The organism is Micromonospora sp. NPDC003241, from assembly GCF_053589795.1.
Genome location: NZ_JBSFSO010000069.1, coordinates 1 through 25455 on the forward strand (window position 1 = coordinate 1; position 25455 = coordinate 25455).

23 protein-coding genes and 1 pseudogene are annotated in these 25455 nt (G+C 71.6%); 12 read left to right on the forward strand and 12 right to left on the reverse strand.

Annotated elements, in window-relative coordinates; genetic code table 11:
- The first annotated feature begins 131 nt into the window (after window positions 1-131).
- The 3 genes and pseudogenes from ACWDVW_RS31075 to ACWDVW_RS31085 all read left to right on the forward strand — a co-directional run.
- Window positions 132-272, forward strand: a complete 141-nt coding sequence (locus ACWDVW_RS31075) for a hypothetical protein (RefSeq protein WP_449956112.1) — start codon at window positions 132-134, stop codon at window positions 270-272.
- Window positions 232-663 (forward strand): PIN domain-containing protein, encoded by a 432-nt coding sequence (locus ACWDVW_RS31080; RefSeq protein WP_449956115.1) that lies wholly within the window; start codon window positions 232-234, stop codon window positions 661-663. The genes ACWDVW_RS31075 and ACWDVW_RS31080 overlap by 41 nt, the downstream gene beginning before the upstream one ends.
- A gap of 11 nt (window positions 664-674) precedes the next feature.
- Window positions 675-1064 (forward strand): annotated as a pseudogene (locus ACWDVW_RS31085) (MFS transporter); the annotation flags it as partial.
- 230 nt (window positions 1065-1294) lie between these two features.
- Here ACWDVW_RS31085 and ACWDVW_RS31090 read toward each other — a convergent pair.
- A complete protein-coding gene (locus ACWDVW_RS31090) occupies window positions 1295-2218 on the reverse strand; it encodes a nuclear transport factor 2 family protein (protein ID WP_449956117.1) in 924 nt (307 codons plus the stop codon).
- A gap of 88 nt (window positions 2219-2306) precedes the next feature.
- Between ACWDVW_RS31090 and ACWDVW_RS31095 the strand changes: the two genes are divergently transcribed.
- The 3 genes from ACWDVW_RS31095 to ACWDVW_RS31105 all read left to right on the forward strand — a co-directional run bounded on the left by ACWDVW_RS31095 (window position 2307) and on the right by ACWDVW_RS31105 (window position 4417).
- Window positions 2307-2495 (forward strand): hypothetical protein, encoded by a 189-nt coding sequence (locus ACWDVW_RS31095; RefSeq protein ID WP_131053944.1) that lies wholly within the window; start codon window positions 2307-2309, stop codon window positions 2493-2495.
- Between the two features lie 18 nt (window positions 2496-2513).
- Entirely contained in the window at window positions 2514-3251 is a 738-nt protein-coding gene (locus ACWDVW_RS31100; RefSeq protein ID WP_449956120.1) for a DUF402 domain-containing protein, read from the forward strand.
- Window positions 3252-3472: 221 nt separating this feature from the next.
- Complete coding sequence (locus ACWDVW_RS31105) at window positions 3473-4417, forward strand: GNAT family N-acetyltransferase (protein WP_449956122.1); 945 nt, start codon at window positions 3473-3475, stop codon at window positions 4415-4417.
- A 184-nt stretch (window positions 4418-4601) separates the two neighbouring features.
- Here the strand turns inward: ACWDVW_RS31105 and ACWDVW_RS31110 are convergent, their stop codons facing one another.
- From ACWDVW_RS31110 to ACWDVW_RS31125, 4 genes are all read right to left on the reverse strand, one after another.
- Window positions 4602-5663 (reverse strand): ABC transporter permease, encoded by a 1062-nt coding sequence (locus ACWDVW_RS31110; RefSeq protein WP_449956125.1) that lies wholly within the window; start codon window positions 5661-5663, stop codon window positions 4602-4604.
- Window positions 5660-6553: an ABC transporter ATP-binding protein gene (locus ACWDVW_RS31115; protein ID WP_449956128.1), complete on the reverse strand. Its 894-nt coding sequence runs from the start codon at window positions 6551-6553 to the stop codon at window positions 5660-5662. Before ACWDVW_RS31115 ends, ACWDVW_RS31110 begins: the two co-directional genes overlap by 4 nt.
- Before the next feature lie 78 nt (window positions 6554-6631).
- The gene (locus ACWDVW_RS31120; RefSeq protein WP_350695070.1) at window positions 6632-7330 is read right to left on the reverse strand and encodes a response regulator transcription factor; all 699 of its coding nucleotides are present in this window, start codon (window positions 7328-7330) and stop codon (window positions 6632-6634) included.
- The gene (locus ACWDVW_RS31125) at window positions 7327-8607 is read right to left on the reverse strand and encodes a histidine kinase (protein ID WP_449956130.1); all 1281 of its coding nucleotides are present in this window, start codon (window positions 8605-8607) and stop codon (window positions 7327-7329) included. Before ACWDVW_RS31125 ends, ACWDVW_RS31120 begins: the two co-directional genes overlap by 4 nt.
- A 40-nt stretch (window positions 8608-8647) precedes the next feature.
- Between ACWDVW_RS31125 and ACWDVW_RS31130 the strand changes: the two genes are divergently transcribed.
- Window positions 8648-9235, forward strand: coding sequence for a GNAT family N-acetyltransferase (locus ACWDVW_RS31130; protein ID WP_449956133.1), 588 nt, complete (start codon window positions 8648-8650; stop codon window positions 9233-9235).
- 28 nt (window positions 9236-9263) lie between these two features.
- Here the strand turns inward: ACWDVW_RS31130 and ACWDVW_RS31135 are convergent, their stop codons facing one another.
- The 4 genes from ACWDVW_RS31135 to ACWDVW_RS31150 all read right to left on the reverse strand — a co-directional run bounded on the left by ACWDVW_RS31135 (window position 9264) and on the right by ACWDVW_RS31150 (window position 13259).
- On the reverse strand, window positions 9264-11231 hold the full coding sequence (locus ACWDVW_RS31135) for a M48 family metallopeptidase (RefSeq protein ID WP_449956136.1): 1968 nt from the start codon (window positions 11229-11231) through the stop codon (window positions 9264-9266).
- Between the two features lie 7 nt (window positions 11232-11238).
- Window positions 11239-11835, reverse strand: a complete 597-nt coding sequence (locus ACWDVW_RS31140) for a LemA family protein (RefSeq protein ID WP_191088701.1) — start codon at window positions 11833-11835, stop codon at window positions 11239-11241.
- A 138-nt stretch (window positions 11836-11973) separates the two neighbouring features.
- A complete protein-coding gene (locus tag ACWDVW_RS31145; protein WP_449956139.1) occupies window positions 11974-12921 on the reverse strand; it encodes a permease prefix domain 1-containing protein in 948 nt (315 codons plus the stop codon).
- Window positions 12918-13259: a PadR family transcriptional regulator gene (locus ACWDVW_RS31150; RefSeq protein ID WP_396752691.1), complete on the reverse strand. Its 342-nt coding sequence runs from the start codon at window positions 13257-13259 to the stop codon at window positions 12918-12920. Before ACWDVW_RS31150 ends, ACWDVW_RS31145 begins: the two co-directional genes overlap by 4 nt.
- Before the next feature lie 140 nt (window positions 13260-13399).
- Between ACWDVW_RS31150 and ACWDVW_RS31155 the strand changes: the two genes are divergently transcribed.
- Both ACWDVW_RS31155 and ACWDVW_RS31160 read left to right on the forward strand, forming a co-directional pair.
- The gene (locus ACWDVW_RS31155; RefSeq protein ID WP_396752689.1) at window positions 13400-14017 is read left to right on the forward strand and encodes an acyl-CoA-like ligand-binding transcription factor; all 618 of its coding nucleotides are present in this window, start codon (window positions 13400-13402) and stop codon (window positions 14015-14017) included.
- A 76-nt stretch (window positions 14018-14093) separates the two neighbouring features.
- Entirely contained in the window at window positions 14094-15671 is a 1578-nt protein-coding gene (locus ACWDVW_RS31160) for an MDR family MFS transporter (protein ID WP_449956144.1), read from the forward strand.
- A gap of 88 nt (window positions 15672-15759) precedes the next feature.
- Here ACWDVW_RS31160 and ACWDVW_RS31165 read toward each other — a convergent pair whose 3' ends face one another.
- Window positions 15760-16191: a hypothetical protein gene (locus ACWDVW_RS31165; RefSeq protein ID WP_449956146.1), complete on the reverse strand. Its 432-nt coding sequence runs from the start codon at window positions 16189-16191 to the stop codon at window positions 15760-15762.
- 749 nt (window positions 16192-16940) lie between these two features.
- On the opposite strand from ACWDVW_RS31165, the gene ACWDVW_RS31170 reads away from it, so the two are divergent.
- Window positions 16941-18944, forward strand: coding sequence for a protein kinase domain-containing protein (locus ACWDVW_RS31170; protein WP_449956148.1), 2004 nt, complete (start codon window positions 16941-16943; stop codon window positions 18942-18944).
- Here the strand turns inward: ACWDVW_RS31170 and ACWDVW_RS31175 are convergent.
- Both ACWDVW_RS31175 and ACWDVW_RS31180 read right to left on the reverse strand, forming a co-directional pair.
- Entirely contained in the window at window positions 18941-19612 is a 672-nt protein-coding gene (locus ACWDVW_RS31175; RefSeq protein WP_449956150.1) for a hypothetical protein, read from the reverse strand. The genes ACWDVW_RS31170 and ACWDVW_RS31175 overlap by 4 nt on opposite strands.
- Window positions 19599-20144, reverse strand: coding sequence for an RNA polymerase sigma factor (locus tag ACWDVW_RS31180; RefSeq protein WP_449956153.1), 546 nt, complete (start codon window positions 20142-20144; stop codon window positions 19599-19601). The genes ACWDVW_RS31175 and ACWDVW_RS31180 overlap by 14 nt, the downstream gene beginning before the upstream one ends.
- A gap of 331 nt (window positions 20145-20475) precedes the next feature.
- Here ACWDVW_RS31180 and dnaE point away from each other — a divergent pair, with 331 nt between their 5' ends.
- Together dnaE and ACWDVW_RS31190 are read left to right on the forward strand one after the other, a co-directional pair.
- Window positions 20476-24009, forward strand: a complete 3534-nt coding sequence (gene dnaE / locus ACWDVW_RS31185; protein WP_449956156.1) for a DNA polymerase III subunit alpha — start codon at window positions 20476-20478, stop codon at window positions 24007-24009.
- 184 nt (window positions 24010-24193) lie between these two features.
- Window positions 24194-25228 (forward strand): aminotransferase class V-fold PLP-dependent enzyme, encoded by a 1035-nt coding sequence (locus ACWDVW_RS31190; protein ID WP_449956159.1) that lies wholly within the window; start codon window positions 24194-24196, stop codon window positions 25226-25228.
- Window positions 25229-25455: the final 227 nt, after the last annotated feature.

Genomic DNA, 25455 nt, shown 5'->3' on the forward strand with positions numbered 1-25455 from the left:
AATCGTCGATCTTCACGTACAGTGCGGTCAGAAGGGTGTTGAGGTCTGTCGTCACAAACGGATCATCAACACCCTTCGCCTATGCCCACACCCCGAGGCCGTTAGGACTTACTCGTCTAGGGACCGCCACCGTGAAGGAGACGGTGACGGCGGCGCTCCGGCAGGCGGTGGAGGCCGGCCGTGTGCGGCGAAAGCAGGCCCTGGCCGACCTGGAGGCCATCGCCGAGTCTGGTGGCTTCCATTTCGATCGACTCGACGAACTCGACCGGTGAAGTACTGATCGATACGAGCGCCCTGGTCCGGATCGTGCGCCGCCAGACCGAACCGCAGTGGTCCGAGCTGGCGAGTCGCGGCCTCATCGCGATCTGTGACCCGGTGCTCGTGGAGACCCTGACCATCGCCGACGCCAAGGCGTACGAGCGGGTCGAGCGTGCCCTGCGTGACGTCTACCCGTGGGTTCCCGTCCCGGACGATGCCTGGCAGGTGGTGCGGGCAGTGCGGCAGGAACTCGCCAACCAGAGCGCCCACCAGGGGCTTTCCGTGGCGGACCACCTCGTGATCGCCACCGCCATGCGACTCAAGTTGGTCGTTCTTCATCAGGACGCGGTTTTCGAAACCGTCGCCCGGCTCGTGCCTCAACTGAGCCAGGAGCGGATCACCTGACCGGCGCGTGACTCGACCTCGGCCCCGCAGTGCTCCTCGGTTTCGTGGTCTTTCCGGCCCCGCTGCTGCTCGTGCCGTTGGCCGCAGGACCGCAGCCGGTGGTGCTCGCGATGCTGTTCGCCGCCGAGTTCGTCTCCGCGCTGGGCGTCATGATCCTCGACATCGCGGTCGGCTCGGTGCAGATCGCCGCCACTCCGGTGGCGATGCTCGCGGTGGTGTCCGGCTTCCGGCGCACCGTCAACCACGGCATCCGGCCGATCGGCGCCCTGGTCGGCGGGGCACTCGGCGCGACGCTGGGGGTACGGCCCGCCCTCTGGATCGCCGCCCTCGGCGCCCTGCTCGGGGTGCTCTGGGTCGTCTTCTCCCCGCTGCGCACCATGCGCGCCCTCCCCGAGAGCTGAGCTTCCGCCGCTCTTGCCCGGTAGCTGAGCCTCCGCCGCCCGTGCCGGAGGGGCTGAGCCTCCGCCGCTCTGAGCCTCCGCCGCTCTTTCCCGGGGCCGAGCCTCCGCTGCCCCTGCCCGAGGGCTGACCTTCCGCCGCGTCCTCAACCGGGCCGATCCGCTCGTCCGGCGTCGCCATCTCGGAGATCTTGGAGAGTTGCTGTTTCGCGAGGACGGTAACTGTCCAAGATCTACCGGTGGCGGTCGGCGAACAGGCCGGTGGGTGGGGGGAAACGGCCCTCCTTGGCATGCGAGTAGTCGCGGGACTCGGTGACCAGGCCGTCGGCGTCGAAACGGACCACCGTGCAGCCGGAGAGGGTGACCGGCTGGTCGTACGGGTAGGTGATCGCCCAGTACTCGACGGTCGCGGTGTCGCCGTCGACCCGTGGCACGCCGAACCAGACCTCGGCCCGTCGGGTCTCCTCGCCGAAGCACTCCTCGACGTAGGCGCGCAGCCCGGCGCGGCCCCGGCAGGGGCGGAACATCGACGCCCAGTGGTCGCCCTGCTCGGCCTGCAATTCGACGATGCGTTCGCCGTCCTGGGCGGGCCAGCCCGTGGCCCAGGCGTCGGCCCACCGTTGGGCCGCGTCGCGTACGTCCATGATCCTGCTCCTCGGGTCGGTGGGTGCTGGACTTCTATCAGTAACGGGTGACATTTCAGCTCGGTGAGATGGCTGTGGCCGGAGAGGTGGCTGCCGCCCGAGCTGCGGCGCTCGCCCGGACTGTGGCGGTCGTCCGGACTGTGACTGCCGCCCGGACTGTGGCGGTCGCCCGGCCTGCGGTTGCTGCCTGCCCTGCGGCTGACGCCAGGACTGCGGGGTCGCCCAGGCCAGGAAGCGGTCGAACAGCTCGCCGGGTGACGGTGGTGCGCCCTCGGTCAGCCGCAACAGGTCGCCGGTGGCGTCGAACAACTGGCCGGCGAGATAGACGGAGAGACCCACCCGGTCCACGTCGTACTCGACCCGCAGCAGCATCCGGGCCGCCGGACAGGGCCAGTCCCGCGCGCACGCCCGACACGTCCAGCCGGGCCGCTCGGGCAGGTGCCGGTACACCGGGTGCAGCCGACCCAGCGGCTCACGCCGAGCAGGCGGCGGGTTGGGCGTGCGCATGCTCATGCCCTCATGCTGCCGTCGCCTGTTGCTTGCGTCAATAGACTCCGTAGTTGTCGCCGTCGAGAGTGATCGTCGCTGTCATTGTCAACCTATGGAGCTGGTCGGCGTGTCGGAGATCCGCGAGATGTTGGGGAACGTCTCCCGGCAGCGCGCGTCTGTCATCGCCAACCAGCGCAACTTCCCGGAGCCGCTTGCCGTTCTAGCCATGGGCAAGGTGTGGCGGAAGTCGGATGTGCAGGCGTGGATCAGGGAGCATCGGCCGGAGCTGGCGGGGGACTGACCCGAGGCTGGGGGAGCGGTGACGGAGACGGGACGGTTCAGCCCCGGCGACGTGGTCGTCCGCCGGGAGATCCTGCGCTTCGAGGTGCCGCGAACGGCGTCACGGCGCGCTCGATCCGGGATCGAGTGGTCTCGGCGGGCGGGGGAAGCCACTCGATCCCGGATCGAGCGTGATCATGAGCGTGATCAGGAGCAGGGCCGTGAGGTCTGGTTCGCCGTGCCGACGATCTGCGTCGAGGACTCCGCCGACCTGCTGGCGCTCTATCTGCCGACGGGGGCCGCGTTCGGGTTCCCCGACGAGGGCGTCTTCCCGTGCGGACGGCACCCGTGGCAGACGGCCGGGCAGACCGCGTGGCGCGGGCACGGCAAACTGATGCTCCAGCGCCCCGGTGAGGCCCACTCGGTCGACGTGTTCTGGGCCGGTCCGCAGCGCGTCTTCGCCGGGTGGTACTTCAACCTCCAGGACCCATTCCGGCGTACCCCGATCGGGGTCGACACCCTCGACCACGAGCTGGACCTGTGGTGGGCGGCCGACGCCGACCGGTACGTCTTCAAGGATGTGGAGATCTTCGCCCAACGGTTGGTGGAGGGGCGCTATCCGGGGATGGGCGAGGCGATCCGCGCCGAAGGCGACCGGATCGCCGCCCTCCTCGACGCCGGGGAACGCTGGTGGGACGAGTCCTGGGCGACCTGGCGGCCCGACCCGGCCTGGCCGACCCCGCGCCTGCCCGCCGGCTGGTCCGCCGTCCCCTGCTGACCGTCGGCGACCGACCCGACGACGACGGTGACTGACCCGACGACCACGGCGACTGACGGACCACGGCGACCGACGAACCACGGCGACTGACGGACCACGGCGACCGACCCGCTGACCTTGGCGGCCAACCGACGGAACTCGGGCGGCCCGATGCGCTGGCCTGCCCCGACTCGGCACCGAAATGCCTCGACAGTCGGCCGGAGCCCTGCGAGGGTGCCCGGATGACAGATCTCGGCCCGCACGAGCTGCGGTTGATGCAGGGGCTGGCCCAGCAGGTGATGGCCCGGCGGCCGGAGCTGGTCAACGGTGAGGCGACCGTCGGTGAGCTGGCCTGGGGGTGGGCCAAGGACCACGACGCCCTGCACCGACACTGGCGGCACCGGCTGTGGTTCGTCGACGACCGGCTGGCCGCGTGGGGGTGGGCCTATCTGCCGCACCGGATCGCGCGCAGCGACGGGACGTTCCGCGAGGTCACCAGGGCCAACCTGATCTGGCAGGCGCATCCGGACCGGCCGGAGCTGCTGCCCGAGGTCCTCGGCTGGTACGACGAGGTGGCTGGCGACGTCGACCGCGCGCTGACCGTGCAGGTCGGGGACGCGGCGTCGCGTGCCGCGGTGGCCGCCCACGGGTACGCGTTCGACGCCGAGACCGGCTCGGACACCGGCTCCTGGATCCAGTTCAACGCGCGGGACCTGGTCGACGTGCCGGAGCCGGTGTTGCCCGAGGGCTTCCGGCTGCGTACCGCCGAGCACCTGTCGGTGGCGGCCCTGACCCAGGCGCACCGGGACGCCTGGCACCGGTCCAGCTTCACCGAGACCGCGTGCGCGCGGGTGCAGCGGACCTGGCCCTACCGCGCCGACCTGCACGTGCTGGTCGAGGCGCCGGACGGCACGCTCGCCGCGACCGCGATCGTCTGGCTGGACGAGGCGACTCGGACCGCCGAGTTCGAGCCGGTCGGCACCCACCGGGACTTCCGGCGGCGGGGACTGGGCACCGCGTTGCAGCTCTACGGGATGCGGCTCGCCCGGTCGGCCGGGGCACGCCGCATGCTGGTCGCCTGCCTCGGCGCACCGGGCCACCCGGCCGCCCGGAGCATGTACCTCGGCGTCGGTTTCCGCGAGTTCACCCGCGACCTGCCGCAACTCAAGGTCGCGCGCGGGTACTGACGGCACGCCCTGCGGCAACTCAAGGTTGCGCGTGGGTACTGACGGCACGCCCTGCGGCAACTCAAGGTCGCGCGTGGGTACCGACGGCACGCCCTGCCGCAGCTCACGCTCGCCCGAGGGCGCTGACGGCGACGCGCCGACGTCCCCGCAGGGGGACGCCGGCGCGTGGGCGCGGGTCGGCCGGTCAGCCGATCGTCTCGCGCTCCCGCCAGGCGGTCCGCAGCGAGGTGCGGCCGTTGGTGCGCAGCAGCGACCCCTCGTAGACGCGGGCCCCGGCCAGCAGGAACCCGGCCGCCGCCACCAGCAGCAGCGCCAGCGAGGCGAACAGCTCCCAGATCGCTGCGTCCCCGGCGAACAGCCGCAGTGGCATCGCCGTCGGCGACGAGAACGGCAGGTAGGACAGCACCGTCATGGCGGTGGGGTTGTCGTTGAGGAAGACCACCCCGAAGAACGGCAGCATCACCGCGAGCTGCACCGGCGTCGACACCCCACCGATGTCCTCCAGCCGGTTGACCAGCGCACCGGCCGCCGCCCACATGGCCGCGATCAGCACGAAGCCGAGCAGGAAGAACGGGATGAACCAGCCGATGGCCGGGCCGAGCAGGGTGAGCATGTCGGTGCTGCCGCTGATCGCCATGCCGGCCACCGCGACCAGGGCCACCAGGGCTATCTGGCCGAGCGCGAGGATCGTGCCGGCGAGCATCTTGCCGGCCAGCAACGCCTTGACCGGTACGGCCGCGACGAGGATCTCCACGATCCGGGTCTGCTTCTCCTCGATGATGCTCTGCGCGATCTGCACGCCGAACGTCTGCGAGGTGACGAAGAAGATGAACGCGAAGGCGAACGGCACCAGGAAGGCCAGCAGCGGATCGATCGCGTCCGGGTTCAGCAGCTCGACCGGAGGCCGGGTGCTCAACGCGTTGACCACGTCGCCCGGGGCGTCGTTCATGGCCAGCACCCTCGGGCCGGCGACGACTGCGGCGTCCGCGTCACCGTCGCGGACGGCCTGCTCGGCGGCGGCGTCGTCGGGTACGACGCGTACCTCCAGACCGGCCGCGCGCAGCGGAGCCGCCGCCGCCTCGGTCGCCGCCACGGTGGACGGCCCGCCGGAGAATAGCGGCGGCAGGATGGTCGCCGCCGCGGCGATCAGCAGGAAGACGACCGTGCTGATCAGGAAGGTGCGGTCGCGCAGCTTGACCCGGATCTCGCGGGCGGCGACCAGTCGGGTGGCCTGCATCGTGTTCACTGGGCGACCTCTCGGAAGATCTCGGCGAGGGTGGGCGTGACCGGACGGAACGTGCGGACCGGGCCGCGCTCCAACGCGGCGCGCAACACGACCTGCTCGTCCGCGCCGGGCGTCAGGTCGACGACGGCGCGGGCGCCGTCCAGGTCGACCAGGGTGACCCCGGGCTGGTCCCGCAGCCAGCCGGCGTCGGTCTCCACGACCAGCTCGTAACGGGGCGTGGTGTACGCGGCCCGCAGCTCGTCACGGCTGCCGGCGGCCCGGATCGACCCGTCGGCGATGATCACCAGGTCGTCGCAGAGCCGCTCGACGACGTCCAACTGGTGGCTGGAGAAGAGCACCGGGGCACCGGCGGCGGCCCGCTCGCGCAGTACGGCCACGACGGTGTCCACGGCCATCGGGTCCAACCCGGAGAACGGCTCGTCGAGCACCAGCACCTCGGGGTCGTGCACCAGGGCGGCGGCGATCTGGGCGCGTTGCTGGTTGCCCAGCGACAGCGTCTCCAGCAGGTCGTCGCCGCGCTCGCCGAGGCCGACCCGCTCCAGCAGGTCGTCGGTGGCGCGCCGGGCGCCCTCGGCGGTCAGCCCGTGCAGCCGGCCCAGATAGACCACCTGCTCACGGACGCTCATCTTGGGATAGAGACCGCGCTCCTCGGGCATGTAGCCGAACCGGCCCCGGATCTCCCGGCTCAGCGGCGCGTCCCGCCACGTCACCCGACCCGAGTCGGCGGCGAGGACGCCGAGGATGATCCGCATGGTGGTGGTCTTGCCGGCGCCGTTGCCGCCGACGAAGCCGGTCATCCGCCCGGCGACGACATCGAAGGACACATTGTTGAGTACCTGACGGTCGCCGAAGCTGCGGTCGACGCCGTCGAGGCGGAGTACCGTGGTCACGCTCTCCACGCTAGGAGCGTGATCATCGATTGCCCTCCGTCCGTCGACGGAAATCCGGGCTCCTCCTCCGGGTGGAGGTCATCCCCCCGGCCGGACCACCCCCTGCTCGTACGCGAAGACCACCGCCTGCACCCGGTCACGCAGACCCAACTTGGCCAGTACCCGGCTCACGTGTGACTTCACGGTCGCCTCGCCCAGATGCAGGGCGGTGGCGATCTCGGCGTTGCTGGCACCGCCGGCCACCAGGACCAGCACCTCCCGCTCCCGGGGGGTCAGGTCGCGCAGCGCCTCCTCCGGGGTGGGACCGCCGACGGTCCCGGCCGGGCCGCCGGGCCGGGCGAACGTGGCGATCACCCGGCGGGTGAGTTCCGGGGCGAGCAGACCGTCTCCCCGGGCCACCACCCGGATGGCGTCGACCAGCGACTCCGGCGTGCCGTTCTTGAGCAGGAACCCGCTCGCCCCGGCGCGTAACGCGGCGAACAGGTAGTCGTCGCGGTCGAACGTGGTGAGCATGAGCACGGCGGGGCCGCCCGGCTCGTCCGTCTCGGTGCTGATCCGGCGGGTGGCCTCCAACCCGTCCACGCCGGGCATCTCAACGTCCATCAGCACCACGTCCGGGCGCAGCGCCCGGGCCATGGCGACCGCCCGTTCCCCGTCGGCGGCCTCGCCGACCACCTCGATGTCGTCCTCGATCTCCAGGATCACCCGGAAGCCGGTCCGCACCAGGTGATGATCGTCGGCGAGCAGCACCCGGACCGGCGGCGTCGCCCCGGTCACGTCGTGCTCCCGGCCGCCAGCGGCAGCGGGAAGCGGACCCGCACCCGCCACCCACCACCGGTACGCGCACCCACCTCCAGCTCGCCGTCGTGGGTGGCGACCCGCTCCCGCATCCCGACCAGTCCCAGCCCGTCGTCGTTCGCCGGGCGGGTGGCCCGGCCGTCGTCGGTCACCTCGACCTCCATCTCCTGAGCCAGATAGCGGACCCGGACGTCGAGCAGGGTCGCCCCGCTCGCGTGCTTCAACACGTTCGTCACCGCCTCCTGCACCACCCGGTACGCGGCCTGGGACACCGACTCGGGCAGCGGCGTCGGCTCGCCGTACACGCCCAGCGTGGCGTGCAGCCCGGCCTCCCGCGCCCGGTCCACCACGGCGGCGATCTGGTCGACCCCGGCGGGCTGCCCGGTGCCCTCCGGGCCGTTGTCCCTGGCACGCAGCACCCCGAGCATCCGGCGCAGCTCGTCCACCGCCGTCCGGGCCGACTCCTCGATCGAGGCGAGCGCGGTCCGCGCCTTGGCCGGATCCTTGTCGAAGACCCGGCGGCAGGCCGCCGCCTGCACCCCCATCACCGACACGTGGTGGGCGACCACGTCGTGCAGCTCCCGGGCGATCCGGACCCGCTCGCCGACCACCGCGTGCTGCCGGGCCTCGGCCTGCGACCGGCGCAGCCGTTCGGCCTGCTCGGCCAGCTCGTGCTGCCGCCGGGCGGCGATCCAGGCGGTCTCGCCGAAGAAGTACGCGAACCCGAAGAACAACACGTTGATCAGCAGACCGGTGACGATCGCGGCGAGCACCGGCGGCACCGGGCCGATCGCGTTCTCGAAGGAGTCCGGGGTGATCTCGTCGAGGCTGATCGCGTACGCGATGGCCAGCCAGCCGAACATGGCGGCGATGATGCCGATCCGCAGCCGCCGGGACAGCCGGTGGTCCGGCCCCCAGGCGCCGAGCGTGAAGATGGCGGCGAACAGCGCCCACTGGGAGAGCTGCCACTCGGGAACGGCCCGGACCTGGGCACCGATGAACGCGGCGGACACGACCAGCGCGGTGACGACCGGGTACCGGCGTCGCCAGATCAGCGGCAGCGGCACCGCGACGGTCCAGAGGATCTGTTCGAGCCAGGACGGCGGCGGCCCGAGCAGGAACGTGCCGGTGCTGCGGGCCAGCGTGAGGCTGAACAGGGCGATGACCGTCGCGGCCAGCCCGGCGTAGAGGTCCAAGCGCTGCTGCTCGGGCGTGGGGCCCGGCCGCCGCCAGTCGTCGCTGCTCTCGGAGGTCACCTGCTGAGAATGCCATCCCGCCACCGGGTAGCCTGCCCCGGTGTTCACGCCTGACCTGCCGATCGAGACCGAGCGGCTGCACTTGCGTGCTTTCCAGCCCGCCGACCTGACCGGCCTGCACGCCTACTTCGCCGACCCGGCCGCCCACCGCTACCTCTACAGCGAGGCACCCCTCGACCTCGACGGCACCCGCGAGGTGCTGGTGCGGCGGCAGCAGCGGACCGCGCTGCGGGAACAGGGCGACGCGATCCAGTTGGCGGCGGTGCTGCGGGAGACCGGGCAGCTCGTCGGCGACGTGCTGTTGTGCTGGACCAGCGAGGAACACCGGCAGGGCGAGATCGGCTACCTGCTGCATCCGGACCACCGGGGACGCGGCTACGCGACCGAGGCGGCCCAGGCCATGCTGGCGCTGGCCTTCGACCGGTACGACCTGCACCGGGTGGTCGGTCGACTGGACGCCCGCAACACCGCCTCCGCGCAGGTGCTGACCCGACTGGGCATGCGGCGTGAGGCCCACCTGCGGGAGAACGAGTACGTCAAGGGGGAGTGGGCCGACGAGGTGATCTACGCGATGCTGGCCCGCGAGTGGCAGGACCGGCGTCCGGCCGCCGCGCCGGTCGCGCCCTGACAGGCCCGACCGGCGGACAGCGCGGCGGTCAGCCGATGCCGTCGCCGGCCATCGGCGGCAGCGGGCAGTGCAGCAGGCCGCAGATGGTACGCAGCAGCTCGATCTCCGGCACGGTCATCATCCCGTCGTGGCTGATCACCGCCACCACGGCCGCGACCAGCCGTTCCTTGTCGCCCGGACGCAGCCCGTCCAGCACCGGCCAGGCGGTCTCCAGCGCCAGGACGCCGTTCTCCGGCGGCGCGTACGGCAGCGAGGTGTCGGGCAGCAGCGTGGCGACACCGGCCTGGAACGCCCGCTCGGCGGCGGCCCGGTCGCCGTGTCCGACCTGGGCCAGGATGGCCAGCAGGTAGGCCGCCGCGGAACGGGCGTCGGTGAGCGTACGGCGGTCGGTGCGCCACCGGGAGTCCGGCTTGAGCGACTCCTGGATCTCGGCCAGCAGCAGCCGGGACAGGCAGTACTCGGACACGTTGATCGCGCCGTCGGCGTGGATCAGCGTGAAGACGGCCGCCATCAGCGATTCGAGTTCGGCGTCGGTGCGGGCCCGCAGGGCCGGGAACGCCAGCTCGGCCAGGGGCAGCCGGAGCATCGGGTGCAGCCCGGACAGCTCACCGGCCTCCCGCAGCGCGGCGTCGGCCAGCGCCGGACCGTGTTTCCGGGCGATGGCCTCGTGCTGGTGCTGCCGGACGTCGGGCTCGGCCGCGAGCAGCAGCCCGAGCACCAGTGGCGCGGCCGAGTCCCGGTTACGGGCCCGGTCCAGCAGGTGCTCCGGGATGCGGTCGAGGATCGCGGCGGCGTGCGTGTACGCCGTCTCGGTGGGCGCGGCCACCCGGCCCAGCATCTCGGCCGGCGCGACGCGTACCCGGGTGCCCTCCACCGGCAGCGTCGGCGCGCCCGGGCGGGCGGAGTCGCGGCGGGCGGGCGCGCCGCCCGGAGCGCTCGGGGCCAGGCCGAGGGCGATGTCCTCCTGCCGTCCCGACGGCGGTGCGGCGGCCCAGCGCTGGGCGAGCTGCCGCAGCTCGTTCGGGTCGAACGAGGGCTCCAACGCCTGGATCCGCTTGGCCAGCGGTGGGTGGGTGGCGAGCCAGGACGCCCGGCCCGCCGCGCCGAAGAGCATGTGCCCGACCTCGTCGCGCTTGGGCGTGCGCAGCTCGGAGCCGTCGGAGAGGCCACCGATCTTCTTCAGCGCCCCGGCGATGCCGCTGGTCTGCCGGGTGAACTGCACGGCCGAGGCGTCGGCGAGGTACTCCCGCTGCCGGGACACCGACGCCTGGATGAGCCGACCGGCGAGCACCCCGATGTAGCCGGCCACCAGCAACGCCAGCCCGACCAGCATGAACGGCAGGGCACCGCCGTTGTTGCTGTTGCGGCTCCGTCCGCCGCCGAGGGCGCCGGCACGGGCCAGCCCCCGACCGACCACGGTCAGGAACAGGATGCCGAACAGCAGGCCCATCAGCCGGATGTTGAGCCGCATGTCGCCGTTGACCACGTGGCTGAACTCGTGGGCGATGACTCCCTGGAGTTCGTCGCGGTTGAGTCGTTGCAGCGCGCCCCGGGTGACCGCGACGGCCGCGTCGGACGGGCTCCACCCCGCCGCGAAGGCGTTGATCGCGGTCTCCTCGGGCAGGATGTAGACCTCGGGCACGGGTACGCCGGAGGCCAGCGCCATCTCCTCGACGACGTTGCGCAGCCGCCGCAGCTCCGGGTCGGTGGTGTCCGACGGCACCGGGACCCCGCCCAGCTCACGGGCCACCTTCCCGCCACCGCCGCGCAGGGTGAGCGTCCGCACCGTCGCGGCCAGCCCGATCGCGGCGAGGGTGGCCACGGTGACCATCACGACCAGCCCGGCGAGCTGGGGCGGGTTGCTGGTGCCGACGTTGAAGGCGAACACCACCGCGAGGTTCACCACCACCACGATGCCGACCACGGCCAGCACGAAGAGCAGGACCAGGCGGGTCGACAGTCGGCGTACCTGGCGCTGTCGTTCGAAGAAGTTCATCGGTGCCTCAGAACGACACCTGCGGGGCGTTCCGCTGCGTCGGGTCGTCCGGCTGGAACAGCGCCGCCGGACCGAACGAGAACATCCCGGCCAGCATGCTCGCGGGGAACACCTCGCGCTTGTTGTTGTAGGCCATCACCGAGTCGTTGTACGCCTGCCGGGCGAAGGCGACCCGGTTCTCCGTGGAGGTCAGCTCCTCGGAGAGCTGCATCATGTTCTGGTTGGCCTTGAGGTCCGGGTACGCCTCGGAGAGCGCGAACAGCCGGCCCAGGGTGGCGCTCAGCGCGTTCTCCGCGCCGCTGAGCTGCTGCATCGCCGCCGGGTCGCCGGGCGCGGCCGACGCGGCGGTCTGCGCGCTGACGGCGTTGTTGCGCGCCGAGATGACCGCCTCCAGCGTCTCCCGCTCGTGCTTGAGGTATCCCTTGGCGGTCTCCACCAGGTTGGGGATCAGGTCGTGCCGGCGGACCAGCTGCACGTCGATCTGGGCGAAGGCGTTGCGGTACGCGTTGCGGGCCCGGACCAGCCCGTTGTAGATCGACACGCCGAAGCCGAGCACCGCTACGACGATCACCACCAGACACAGCAATCCGATGATCAGTTCCATGGCCGCTCCCTCGGTTGCACGTCGGTTCCAGCGCTCATGATCGTACGGGCGGCGGTCCAGAGCTGCCCGTTCTCCCCTGAGGTGTACGCCCGGTGAGGGCGGGAACGCCATGCGTCCCGCCCTCACCCGACTGTCGGATCAGCGTCCGGCCCGGTATGCCTTGACCGCGCTGTCGGCGACGTCCCAGATGGCGATCACGACGATCACCACGATGCTGATCCGGCTGACCGTGGCGAGGCCGCCGTCGCGCAGCCAGGCGAAACGGTCGACGAACTCCGGGTTGAGCAGCCGCTCGCCCTGGAGCAGCCAGATCGCCGGCACCGCGAAGCCCAGGTTGAGCAGGACGTTGACGCCGACCAGCGGCCAGGTCCACCGGCGGGCCCGGTACTTGGCGAACTCCAGACCGATGCTGGCGACCAGGACCACGAGGAACACCGGCAGCCAGAACGACCAGAGCGCCGGGTCGAGGATCGGCAGCCGGTCGCCGCCGTCACCGATCACGCGCTGGAACTGCTGCCAGGGCAGGAAGGCGATGGTGAGGCCGAGGAACACGATCGAGGCCACCGTGTCGGTGAGGGTGACGTCCCGCTCGACGGGCTCCTCGGGCAGGTGGTCGACGGTCCACTCCGGCAGGTGCAGCGGGGTGCCGAACCGTTCCATCGCCGCGAAGACCAGCGTCACCCAGAAGCCGATGTGCACGGCGACGTTGAACGCCGCCCCGATGCCCTCGCCGACCGCGCCGGCCGGGTTCTCGGCGGTGGTGGCCTCCAGCACGCCCATCAGTACGCCGACGACGGCGGGCACGGTGCTCAGCAGCACGATCATCAGGCGTTGCCAGGACGGGTAGTACTCCGGGCCGATGAGCTGGAGTCTCCGGTCGCTGTAGCGGGCGGCCAACTGTGCCGGGTTGCCCAGCTCGGTGAGCACCTCGCGCTCGGCGGTGGTGGCGTCGAGCCCGGCGGCGGTCCGGCCGTCGACCATGTCGGCGATCGACGCGCGCAGCTCGTCGGCGATCTCCGCACGCCGCCCGGTCGGCACGGAACGCAGCGTGGCGGCGAGATACCGGTCGGTCAGGGAGGTCGTCATCTCTCGGCTCCTTCGATCAGGTCGGTGAGGGAGGTCTGTACGGCGGAGAGGTCGTCGAGCAGTCGGCGCAGCACCTGCTCGCCGGACTCGCTGGTGCGATAGAACTTGCGCGGCCGGCTCTCCTCGGTGTTCCACTCGCTGCTCAGGAGCCCCTGCTCCTCCAGTCGCCGCAGCAGGGGATAGAGGGTGTTGGCGTCCACCGGGAAGCCGTGCCCGGTGAGCCGTTGCAGGAGCGCGTAGCCGTAGTCGGGTCGGCGCAGCGCGACCAGGCTGGCCACCACCACCGTTCCCCGGCGTAGCTCCTGGAGGTGTGTCCGCAGGACGTCGTCGCTGACCATGCATCACACGATAGTGTGCGCCACACACCATTGTCCAGCACGCAATAGTGTCTGCTGCGCGACATGGTGTCGGAACGAGGCGTTTCACGTCACAAAATAAAACTTTGCAGAGGCTGCACTTTTGGCCCTACAGTTCTGCCGTGACCTCGGAACACTCCACGCCGCTGGGTCGGCGCGACCGCAAGAAGCGGCAGACCCGCGCCGCCCTCGCCACCGCCGCGCTGCGCCTGGTCGCCGAACGCGGACTCGACCAGGTCACCGTCGAGGAGATCAGCGAGGCGGCCGACGTCTCCTCGCGCACCTTCTTCAACTACTTCCCGACCAAGGACGACGCCCTGATCGGCGACACCGAGGCGGACCGGGAGGTGGTGCTGGGCGCGCTCGCCGCCGTCCCCGCGCACCTGCCGACGCTGGAGGCGCTCCGGCGTGCCTTCGCCGAGGTCGTCGACGAGGTCCAGGGCAACGCCGAACTGTCGCTGCTGCGGATGCGGGTGGTCAGCCAGCACCCGGTGCTGTTGGCCCGCCTGATCTCCGGCAACGCGGTCACCGAACGGGCGCTGGTCGAGGCGGTCGCCGCCCGCACCGGATGCCCGGCCACCGACGCGTACCCGGCGCTCGTCGTCGCGGTCGCCGGGGCCGCACTGCGTACCGCGATGATCCGCTGGGCGACCTGCGACGGCGCCGGCTCCCTCGCCGCGCTGCTCGACGAGGCGTTCGCCACCGTCGCGGCGGGACTGCCCGACCCGCGTACCGGCTGACCGCCGCCGCACACCGACCTGCCACCACCCCGGGCGCGACCGTGCCCCGGGCAGAACCACGCGTGAGGAAGCGTCCATGACCGCAACAACCGAGCCGATCGGCGCCCCCGAGGCGGGCAGCGGCACGATGTCCCGCCGGGAGGTCCTCCAGGCCCTCTCCGGGCTGATGGTCGGCATGTTCGTGGCGATTCTCGCCTCGACGGTGGTGGCGAACGCGCTGCCCCGCATCATCGCCGACCTGCAGGGCAGCCAGACCGTCTACACCTGGATCGTGACCAGCGAGCTGCTGGCGATGACCGCCACTGTGCCGCTCTGGGGCAAGATGGCCGACCTCTACAGCAAGAAGCTGCTCATCCAGCTCTCCCTCGGCCTGTTCGTGGTCGGCTCGCTGATCGCCGGCCTCTCCCGCACCGTCGAGGTGCTGCTGTTCAGCCGGGTGGTGCAGGGCATCGGCGCAGGCGGCATGACCGCGCTCGCGATGATCGTGATGGCGGCCATGATCCCGCCGCGCGAACTGGGCCGCTACGCCGGCATCTTCGGCGCCGTCTTCGGTGTCGGCACCATCGCCGGCCCGCTGATCGGCGGCGTCCTGGTCGACACCTCCTGGCTGGGCTGGCGCTGGTGCTTCCTGATCGGCGTGCCGTTCAGCATCCTCTCCATCGTGCTGCTCCAGCGCACGCTGCACCTGCCGGTCACCCGCCGCCGGGTACGCATCGACTGGGCCGGCGCCGCACTGATCACCGCCGGGGTGTCCACGCTGCTGATCTGGTCCTCGCTGGCCGGGCACAAGTTCGCCTGGGCCTCCGGCTGGACCGCGCTGATGGTCGTCGGCGGCCTGGCGCTGCTCGGCGCGGCGATCTGGGTCGAGGCCCGGGTCCCCGAGCCGATCATTCCCCTGAAGATCTTCCGCAGCCGGACCGTCGCGCTCACCACCATCGCGAGCATGCTGGTCGGCGTCGCCCTCTTCGGCGGCACCGTCTTCCTGTCCCAGTACTTCCAGACCTCGCTGGGCAAGTCACCGACCGTCGCCGGACTGATGAGCCTGCCGATGATCCTCGGACTGCTGGTCTCCTCCACGGTCGCCGGCCAGCTCATCACCAAGTACGGCCGGTGGAAGGCGTACCTGGTGGCCGGCGCCGCCGTGATGGTCGTCGGCATGCTCCTGCTCTCCACCATCGGCACCGAGACCCCGCTGCCGCTGCTCTTCACCTACATGGCGATCCTCGGCACCGGCGTCGGCATGCTCATGCAGAACCTGGTGCTGGCGGCACAGAACGACGTACCCGCCCACGAACTGGGCGCGGCCACCTCCGTGCTGACCTTCTTCCGCAGCATGGGCGGCGCGATCGGGGTGAGCGCCCTCGGCGCGGTCCTGGCCAACCGGGTCACCGGCCTGATGACCGCGCAGCTCGGCCCGGCGGCAGGCGCCGCAGACGGCGGCACCACCGAGGTACCCGACCTGTCCGCGCTGCCCGAGCCGGTGCTGGTGATCGTGCGCGACGCGTACGCCACCGCCACCTCCGAACTGTTCCTCATCGGCGCGCCGATCGCGTTCCTCGCCCTGGTCGCGGTGCTCTTCATCCGTGAGAAGGCACTGCACACCGTCAGCGGCGACGAGCGGGCCCGCCAGGAGGCCGGCCTGCCGATGCACTGAGGTCCACCGACCGCCGATCGCCCCGGGCACTGTCGCCCGGGGCGATCGGCTCGTTGTGCTCGCGCGGCCTTCTTGTGCGCGCGATCGGTCAGCAGGCGATGCTCTGCCGGAAGGTGCGCTCCACGTAGGCCGCCGGGCCCACCTGGAAGCCACCCACTCCGGGCCGGATCGGGTGCCCGGTGAACAACTCCACCCGCGAGCCGACCCGCACCAGGTACGCGCTGGCGGTGTCGGCGTCGTTGCGGATCAACTCACCACGCGGGCCGTAGATCGCCTCCAACCGGTCGAAGCTCATTCCCACGCCCGCCCCGGCCGGGGAGTACGGCGGTGCGGTGGCCGTGAACACCTGGACCAGCCGCCCATGCTGGAACGTCAGCAGGACGACACCCGCCCACTCGCCGGTCACCCCGGCGTCCACCACGCCCCCGCAGCCCGGGACGCTCCAGTCGATGAGCCCGGCGGCGGTCAGCCGGTCCAGGGACGCCCCGATCCGGAACGGACCGGCCCCCTGGACACTCAACAGATCGGTACCCGCCCGGACAGCGGCGACACCGGTAGACGCCGCAGGCTGGGCGGCGGATCGGGATCCGGACCCGGCCTGGGCCGGAGTGGCCCCGACGAGGGCCAGGACGGTCGCGACAGCGACATACACGAGACGGTGCACGGAGATCGCCTCCTCGGCATCGAGTTCCTACCCCCTTCGTCTCCGCCCCCGCCCTCCCGGTTCGCCACCCCACCCACCTTTCTCCCCCAGCCTTACCCCTCCACCCCCACCCGCCACCCCACCTGGTCCGGGCCCGCTTGGTCCGGGCCCTGCTTGGTCCGGGCACGCCTGGTCCGGGCACGCTTGGTCCGGGCACGCCTGGCCCGGGTTGATCAAGAAGTTTTGGTCACTTTGGAGGGTGTTGAGGGCACAAACTCCTTGGTCATCCGCTGCGCGCGCCCAGTCCTCGGCAAGACGCGTTCTGATGTGGATGGTCGGGCGAGGGGTTGGCCGCACCAGCTGGGAAATCCCATCGTCAGGCTCCATCGATCATGGAGTTGGGGTTCCGACCTATCGATCATGGAGTAGAGGTTCTGACGTTGTACTGATATGGGCGTTATGGAACTGCCACAACTCCATGATCGGCGGGGCGGTGCGGGCGTAGTGGGCGTGGTGGGGCGGGCGTGGACGTGGACGGTGGGCGGGGCGTGGGTGGCGGGCAGGCGGGGAGGTGGGACGGGGTGGTTGCCGGGGTGGTGGGGGAGGGGCAGGGTGGGAGGGTGGGGATGCCTGCGGGGTTCGGGGTGTACCGGGTGGAGCGGCTGCTGGGAGTGGGGTCGTTCGCGACCGTGTGGCTGGCCCACGACCCGGGACTGGACGCCCACGTGGCGATCAAGGTGCTGGCCGAGAACTGGCACCACGACGTACGCGTCCGGGAACGCTTCCTGGACGAGGCCCGGCTGTTGCGGCGGATGGAGGACGACCGGCTGGTGCGGGTACGCGCCGTCGGCGAGCTGCCGGACGGGCGGCCGTACACGGTGATGGACTGGGCCGACGGGGGCAGCCTGCGGGACCGGCTCGCCGACGGGCCGCTGCCGGTACCGACCGCCCTGACGGTGCTCGGCGAGATCGCCGCCGGAGTGGCCGTGCTGCACCGGCATCGGGTGGTGCACCGCGACCTCACGCCCGGCAACATCCTGTTCCGCCGCACACCGGCCGGAGAACGGGTCCTCATCGCCGACCTCGGTCTGGCCAAGGCGCTCGCCGTCGCCTCCGGGCTCACCGTGCGCGCCGGCACCCCCGGCTACATGGCCCCGGAGCAGGACGACCCGCTCGCGGTCGTGGACGTGCGCGCCGACGTGTACGCGCTGAGCCGCCTCGGCTTGTGCCTACTCGGCACCCCACCGCCCGAGCACCATCGCCCCGAGGACGTGCCCTCAACGCCCGACCACCCTCGCCCCGAGGACGCGACCCCACCGTCCGAGCACGGTCGCCTCGGGGACGTGCCTCTGATGTCCGAGCACGGTCGCCCCGAGGACGCGACCTTACCGTTCGAGCACCGTCGCCCCGAGGACGCGACCCCACCGCACGGCCACCCTCGACCCGAGGGCGTGCCCCCTACGCTCGACCAGGGGCGACCCGAGGCCGGGATGGCATTGTCCGACCACCCTCGAAGGGAGGGCGTGACCATGTCGCCGAGCGTGCCGAGCGTGCCGAGCGTGCCGAGCGTGCCGAGCGTGCCGAGCGTGCCGAGCGGACGTGCCGACCGTTTGGACGTCGAGGGGACCCGGCTGCGGCCGGGCGTGCCACCCGGCGTGGCGCGAGTGCTGCGCCGGGCCGGGGCGACGCGACCGGACGACCGCCATCCCGACGCCGCAGCGTTCCGGGCCGCCCTGCTGGCCGCCGCCGATACTGCCACTGCGCCCCCGGGCGTCACCGGGACCACCATCGGCGGGGCGACGGCCGACGCCCGCGACAGGGCCGTCGCCGGAACCGCCGGAACCGCCGGAACCGCCGGAACCGCCGGAACCGCCGGAACCGCCGGAACCGCCGGAACCACCCGAACCGTCGGCACCACCGGAACCGCAAGGACCGCCCGAGCCGCCGACACCGCCGACACCGCCGACACCGCCGGGACCGCCCGAGCCGCCAGGACCGCAGGGACCACCCGAACTGCCGACATCGCCGACATCGCCGGGACCGCCCGAGCGGCCGGAACCACCCGAACCGCCAGGCAGGACGGTGGGCTGGTGCGGTCGGGGCGTTGGCGGTGGGGTGGGGTCGGGCTGGTCCTGGTGTTGACCGCGACGGCGGGTGTGGTGGCGGCCGACGCGACGGCGGTGACGCGTACCGCGAGGAGTGGAGTGTTGCGCGTGGACCTGCCTGCCGGGTGGCGGGCGGCGGGCACCGGCTGGGCCGGCCGGTACGGCGGGGACGGGCGGCTCGAACCGGCCCTGGTGGTCTCGCCCGAGCCGGACCGGTGGGCCGTCGACCCGAGGGTGCCGGGTGCGTTCCTGGGATTGTCCGCGTCGGCCGGGCGGCGTACCGACCCGGCCGGGTTCGTCGCCGAGCAGCCGCACGCCGACTGCGCCCCGGCGCCGGTGCGGTGGGTACGTCGCGGCGGGCTGGACTGGGTGGTCGCCCGGTTCGACTGTGCCCGGGACCGGCCGGTGCTGGTGGAGGCGGCGGCCCGCGCCCCGGCCGGTCTGCTCTACGCGCAGGTGGTGCCACCACCCGACACCGCCGACGCGTTCGTCGACAGCCTGCTGGACCGGGTACGGGTCGATTAACGCACCACAACGGTGACCACGTGGACCGTGCCCTCGTGCGGGATGGTGACGTCCACGGTGCCGCTGCGCAGGAAGCGGACGTCGACCACCCCGGCCTCGTAGTGACTGTCGGCCAGCTCCGGTCGGTCCACGGTCACCTGCCCTGGCCCGATGCCCTGGATCCGTAGCACGCCGCCGGTGGCGAAGCAGAGCGACGACGGCATCGGGCCGATGTCGGCGAGCACCAGGTCGTACCGGACCGCGCCGAGGCAGGCGTCGGTCGGGGTGGGGGACGGTGGGTGGGGCGTACCCCTGCGGGTGGTCGAGACCGGCGCGGACGGCGACGGGCTCCGCGTGGCGCGGCTGGTCGGCGGCCGGGCGTCGGTGGTGGGCGGCCCGGCCAGCGGTGGCGCGCCCGCGGTGGGCGGAGTCGACGACGACGCGGCCGACGACGGCGGGGGCGGGTCAGGGGGTCGGACGGGCAGCGGCGACACCGGCTGGTCGGCGCAACCGGCGGCGATCACGAACACGGTGACCAGCGGGATGGCCGACCGGAGGCGGATCAGCCGGAGCCAGACCTGTCGGAAGCGGACCTGCCGGAGCCAGACCTGCCGGAAGCGGATCTGCCGGAACGCGGCCCGCTGGTCGCCGGTCCCACCGGCCGCCGACGGTCGATCAGCCGCCCGCATCGGTGAGCCTCTGCCGGACCTGTCGGCGGGCCTCGTGGATGCGGGACTTCACCGTGCCCTCGGGCAGGCCGAGCAGGTCGGCGATCTCGCGGTAAGCCAGGTCGAGCACGTCGCGCAGGGTGAGCGCCTCGGCCAACTCGGGGCGAAGGGCGTCCAACGCCTCCAGCAGGTCCAACCGGGTGCCGGCGACCACGCTGGTGCGGCGTGGGTCGGGCGGGTCGGGCACCGGCACCCCGCCGGCCTCGACGAGCCACCGCCGCCGCAGCATGCGGTAGGTCGAGCGGGCCCGGTTGGCGGTGATCCGGTAGAGCCAGGTGCGGAACGACGCGCGGCCCTCGAAGCGGCCGATGCCCCGGGCCACCGCGAGCAGGGCGTCCTGGCAGGCTTCCTCGGCGTCCTCCCGGTTGGGCAGCAGCCGGCCGCACAGCCGCAGCACCTCGGGGCGGATCGCCGTCAGCAGCGCGTCGAGCGCCGTCGCGTCGCCGCGCGCCGCCGCGCCGGCCAGGTCGTCGATCCCGTCCGCCAGGGTCATCGCGCCGTCCCGTGCTGGTGTCGCTCCAGGCTACGCCGCCGCCCCGCGACCGCGCCGCCCCGCGACCGCGCTGCCCCGCGACCGCGCCGGCTCGTCGTCGTGCCGCACGTGACTGTGCCGCCCCGCCTGCGGGGTGCCGTCTCGGCCTGGTCGCGCCTCTCCGTGACCGGTCGCCTGCGCCTGGTCACGCCGCCGTGGCCGGCCGGTGGACCGGGCCGGCATGATCCGCGACACCCCGACGGACCGGGGGCGCGCGGCGCGCTGGAACGGCCTCCGGCGGCGGGGTTAGGGTTAGCCCCGACCGTCTCGATCATCCGACCCGGGGGGCTCCGTGGGCGATTCGTTCGCGCATCTGCACGTGCACACGGAGTATTCGATGCTCGACGGTGCGGCCCGCCTCAAGGACCTGTTCGCCGAGGTCAAGCGGCAGGGGATGCCCGCCGTGGCGATGACCGACCACGGCAACATGCACGGCGCGAACGACTTCTACAAGCAGGCCATGGCCGCCGGGGTCACCCCGATCCTGGGCATCGAGGCGTACGTGGCGCCGGAGTCGCGGTTCCACAAGAAGCGGGTGCGCTGGGGTCGGCCGGAGCAGAAGAGCGACGACGTCTCCGGCAGCGGTGGTTACACGCACAAGACGATCTGGGCGCGCAACAAGACCGGCCTGCACAACCTCTTCACGCTGACCAGCAAGGCGTACACCGAGGGCTACTTTGTCAAGTGGCCCCGGATGGACGCCGAGCTGCTGGCCGAGTGCGCCGACGGCCTGATGGCCACCACCGGCTGCCCCTCCGGTGAGGTGCAGACCCGGCTGCGGCTCGGCCACGACGCGCAGGCCCTCGAGGCCGCCGCGAAGTACCAGGACATCTTCGGCAAGGAGAACTACTTCCTGGAGCTGATGGACCACGGCCTGGACATCGAGAAGAGGGTCCGGGACGGGCTGGTCGAGATCGGCCGCAAGCTGGGCATTCCGCCGGTGGTCACCAACGACTCGCACTACACGCACGAGGCGCAGTCCGAGGCGCACGACGTGCTGCTCTGCGTGCAGACCGGCAGCAACGTCGCCGACCCGAACCGGTTCAAGTTCGGTGGCAGCGGCTACTACATCAAGTCCGCCGACGAGATGCGCGGCGTGGACGGCTCCGACGTCTGGCTGGAGGGCTGCCGCAACACGCTGCTGGTGGCCGAGCGGGTCGACCCGACCGGGATGTTCGAGTTCCACAACCTGATGCCGCGCTTCCCGGTGCCCGAGGGCGAGACCGAGGAGTCCTGGTTCCGCAAGGAGACCTTCGTCGGCCTGGCCCGCCGGTACCCGCAGGGCATCCCCGAGGGCCACGTCGTGCAGGCCGAGTACGAGCTGGGCGTCATCATCCAGATGGGCTTCCCGTCGTACTTCCTCGTGGTCGCCGACTTCATCCAGTGGGCCAAGAACCAGGGCATCGCGGTCGGCCCCGGCCGGGGTTCGGCGGCCGGTTCGCTGGTCGCGTACGCGTTGGGCATCACCGACCTGGACCCGATCCCGCACGGGCTGATCTTCGAACGGTTCCTCAACCCCGAGCGTGTCTCCATGCCCGATGTCGACATCGACTTCGACGAGCGTCGGCGCGGTGAGGTGATCAAGTACGTCACCGACAAGTGGGGTGAGGACAAGGTCGCCCAGATCGCCACCTTCGGCACCATCAAGGCGAAGGCTGCGATCAAGGACTCGGCGCGGGTGCTCGGCTACCCGTACGCGGTCGGCGACCGGATCACCAAGGCCATGCCGCCGGCCGTGATGGGCAAGGACATCCCGCTCGAAGGCATCTTCGACCCGAAGCACCCCCGGTACGCCGAGGCCGGCGAGATCCGCGGCATGTACGAGTCCGAGGCCGACGTCAAGAAGGTCATCGACACCGCCCGGGGCATCGAGGGGCTGATCCGGCAGACCGGTGTGCACGCCGCCGGTGTGATCATGTCGGCCGAGCCGATCATCGAGCACATCCCGCTGATGCGTCGGGACTCCGACGGGGTCATCATCACCCAGTTCGACTACCCGACGTGCGAGTCGCTCGGGCTGTTGAAGATGGACTTCCTCGGCCTGCGCAACCTGACCATCATCGACGACGCGGTCAAGAACATCCAGCTCAACCACGGCAAGGAACTGGACCTGCTGGGCCTGCCGCTGGACGACAAGCCCGCGTACGAGCTGCTGGCCCGGGGCGACACCCTGGGCGTGTTCCAGCTCGACGGCGGACCGATGCGGTCGCTGCTGCGGATGATGAAGCCGGACAACTTCGAGGACATCTCCGCCGTCCTGGCGCTGTACCGCCCCGGCCCGATGGGCGTCGACTCGCACACCAACTACGCACTGCGCAAGAACGGCCTCCAGGAGATCACCCCGATCCACCCGGAGCTGGAGGAGCCGCTGCGGGAGATCCTCGCCCCCACCTACGGCCTGATCGTCTATCAGGAGCAGGTGCAGCGCGCCGCGCAGATCCTCGCCGGTTACACGCTCGGCCAGGCCGACCTGCTGCGTCGGGCGATGGGCAAGAAGAAGAAGGAGATCCTCGACAAGGAGTTCGGCCCGTTCCGGGACGGCTGCCGGGAACACGGCTACTCCGACGAGGCCGTCCAGAAGGTCTGGGACGTGCTGGTCCCGTTCGCCGGGTACGCCTTCAACAAGGCGCACTCGGCCGCGTACGGGCTGGTGTCGTATTGGACGGCGTACCTGAAGGCGCACTACCCGGCCGAGTACATGGCGGCGTTGCTGACCTCCGTCGGCGACGACAAGGACAAGATGGCCATGTACCTGTCGGAGTGCCGCCGGATGGGAATCCAGGTGCTGCCGCCGGACGTGAACACCTCCGCCGGGCCGTTCACCCCGGTCGGCAAGGAGATCCGCTTCGGCCTCGGCGCGATCCGCAACGTCGGTGCCAACGTGGTGGCGGCGATCATGCGGTGCCGCGACGAGAAGAGCGAGTACACCGACTTCTACGACTTCCTGTCCAAGGTGGACGCGGTGGTCTGCAACAAGAAGACCATCGAATCGCTGATCAAGGCCGGGGCGTTCGACTCGCTCAAGCATTCGCGCAAGGCGCTGCTCACCGTGCACGCCGACGCCATCGACGCGTACGCCGACGTCAAACGCAAGGAGGCCGTCGGCCAGTACGACCTCTTCGGTTCGGGCTTCGGCGACACCGAGACGGCGACCACCACCACGGTCATGCCCGTCATCAGCGACGGCGAGTGGGACAAGCGCGACAAGCTCGCGTTCGAACGTGAGATGCTCGGCCTGTACGTCTCCGACCACCCGCTGTTCGGCCTGGAGCACGTGCTGAACGCGGCGGCCGACTGCACCATCGCCACCCTGTCCGAGGAGGGCACCGTGCCCGACGGCGCGGTGGTCACCCTCGCCGGCATCCTCTCCGGTGTGCAGCGTCGGGTCACCAAGCAGGGCCGGGCGTGGGCTTCGGCGACCCTGGAGGACCTCGCCGGCGGGGTGGAGGCGCTGTTCTTCCCGAACACCTACGAGGTGATCGGGCAGTACATCGCCGAGGACGCCATCGTGGTGGTCAAGGGCCGGATCGACCGGCGCGACGACACCCCCCGCATCATGGCGATGGACATGCAGTTGCCGGACGTCAGCAGCAACCCGGCGAGCAAACCGGTCACCCTGACGATCCCGGTCAACCGGCTCACGCCACCGCTCGCCGACCGGCTCAAGGAGACCCTGCTGCTGCATCCCGGCGACACCGAGGTGCACGTGAAGCTGCACCGCAGCGGCCGCGTCGAGACCTGGCGACTGGGCCTGTTCCGCGTCGCCCCGACCACCGCCCTGATGGGTGACCTCAAGAGCGTCCTCGGCCCCGCCAACGTGAGCTGACCCTGCTCAAGTGCTCGGCGGTTCCGGGACGCCCGGCGGCTGCGCATGCCGGGGGTTTCGGATGCTGAGGGCTTCGGACGCCGAAGGTTTCAAGAACCTGGGGTTTCGGATGCCGGGGGTTTCGGGAGCCAGCGGGCGAGGATTGGCGCTGGGTAGTGGGTGTGGCGAGGGTTAGCGTCGGGGCGTGGAACTGGAACAGGCGCAGAAACTGTGGCAACCACAGCCCGGTTGGCTGAACACCGCCAGCTACGGGCTGCCGCCGGACCCGGCCTGGGAGGCGTTGCAGGACGCGCTCGCGGCGTGGCGGGCCGGACGCGGCTCCTGGGAGGGCTGGAGCGAGACGACCGACCGGTCCCGGGCCGCGTTCGCCACGCTGGTCGGCGTACCGGTGGCCGACGTGTCGGTCGGTGCGGTCGTCTCCCAGATGCTGGCCCCGGTCGCCGCCGCACTGCCCGCCGGGGCGCGGGTGGTCGTCCCCGAGGTCGAGTTCACCTCCAACCTCTTCCCCTGGCTGGTGCAGGAGGAGCGGGGCGTGCAGGTACGCACCGTGCCGCTGGACGGGCTGGTCGACGCGATCAACTCCGACACCGACCTGGTGGCGTTCAGCCTGGTGCAGTCCGCCGACGGGACGGTGGCCGCGTACGACGAGATCGTCGCGGCGGCCCGGGCCCACGGCGCGCTCGTCGCGGTGGACGCCACCCAGGCGTGCGGCTGGCTGCCGTTCGACGCGAGCCGGGCCGACGTGGTCGTGGCCGGCGGATACAAGTGGCTGATGGGTCCCCGGGGCACCGGGTTCGCGTACCTCGATCCGGCCCTACGGGAGCGACTGCGGCCCGACGCCGCCGGTTGGTACGCGGGCAGTGACCCGCACGCCTCGTACTACGGGCCGCCGCTGCGGCTCGCCGACGACGCCCGCCGGTTCGACATCTCGCCGTCCTGGTTCAACTGGGTCGGTGCGGCTCCGGCGCTGGAACTGCTGCTGGAGATCGGGGTGCCGACCGTGCACGCGCACAACGTGGCGCTGGCCAACCGGTTCCTCACCGGCCTGGGGCGACCGCCCGGCGACAGCGCGATCGTCACCGTCGAGGTGCCCGACGCGCAGCACAAGCTGGAACGGGCCGGGGTGCGGGCAGCCGTCCGGGCCGGTCGGGTCCGCGCCTCGTTCCACCTCTACACCACCCCCGAGGACGTCGACCTCGCCCTCCACGCCCTGATGTAAGGAAGGGTCCCCTGCTATCGCCTGGTGCATAGCAGGGGTCCCTTTCTAACGTGCGTCGCTTCCGAGTGTCGCGGTGCTTGTGGGCATCGCGTCGCTTCCGGGTATCGCGGTGCTTGCGGGTGGTGTGTTGACGGCCGGCGCCCCGGGTGGGGCGCCGGCCGTCGTGATGGTGTTGGTGGGTCAGCTGTTCCAGTGCTCGGCGACGAGGTCGGCGGCTTGCTGTTCCC

Excerpts from the sequence above, each read along its gene's own strand:
- ACWDVW_RS31095 (WP_131053944.1), top strand. The coding sequence starts at position 2,307 with ATGGAGCTGGTCGGCGTGTCGGAGATCCGCGAGATGTTGGGGAACGTC.
- ACWDVW_RS31180 (WP_449956153.1), bottom strand. The coding sequence starts at position 20,144 with ATGACCCTGGCGGACGGGATCGACGACCTGGCCGGCGCGGCGGCGCGC.
- ACWDVW_RS31090 (WP_449956117.1), bottom strand. The coding sequence starts at position 2,218 with ATGAGCATGCGCACGCCCAACCCGCCGCCTGCTCGGCGTGAGCCGCTG.
- ACWDVW_RS31150 (WP_396752691.1), bottom strand. The coding sequence starts at position 13,259 with ATGGTCAGCGACGACGTCCTGCGGACACACCTCCAGGAGCTACGCCGG.
- ACWDVW_RS31160 (WP_449956144.1), top strand. The coding sequence starts at position 14,094 with ATGACCGCAACAACCGAGCCGATCGGCGCCCCCGAGGCGGGCAGCGGC.
- ACWDVW_RS31140 (WP_191088701.1), bottom strand. The coding sequence starts at position 11,835 with ATGGAACTGATCATCGGATTGCTGTGTCTGGTGGTGATCGTCGTAGCG.
- ACWDVW_RS31175 (WP_449956150.1), bottom strand. The coding sequence starts at position 19,612 with ATGCGGGCGGCTGATCGACCGTCGGCGGCCGGTGGGACCGGCGACCAG.
- ACWDVW_RS31170 (WP_449956148.1), top strand. The coding sequence starts at position 16,941 with ATGCCTGCGGGGTTCGGGGTGTACCGGGTGGAGCGGCTGCTGGGAGTG.
- ACWDVW_RS31145 (WP_449956139.1), bottom strand. The coding sequence starts at position 12,921 with ATGACGACCTCCCTGACCGACCGGTATCTCGCCGCCACGCTGCGTTCC.
- ACWDVW_RS31105 (WP_449956122.1), top strand. The coding sequence starts at position 3,473 with ATGACAGATCTCGGCCCGCACGAGCTGCGGTTGATGCAGGGGCTGGCC.
- ACWDVW_RS31135 (WP_449956136.1), bottom strand. The coding sequence starts at position 11,231 with ATGAACTTCTTCGAACGACAGCGCCAGGTACGCCGACTGTCGACCCGC.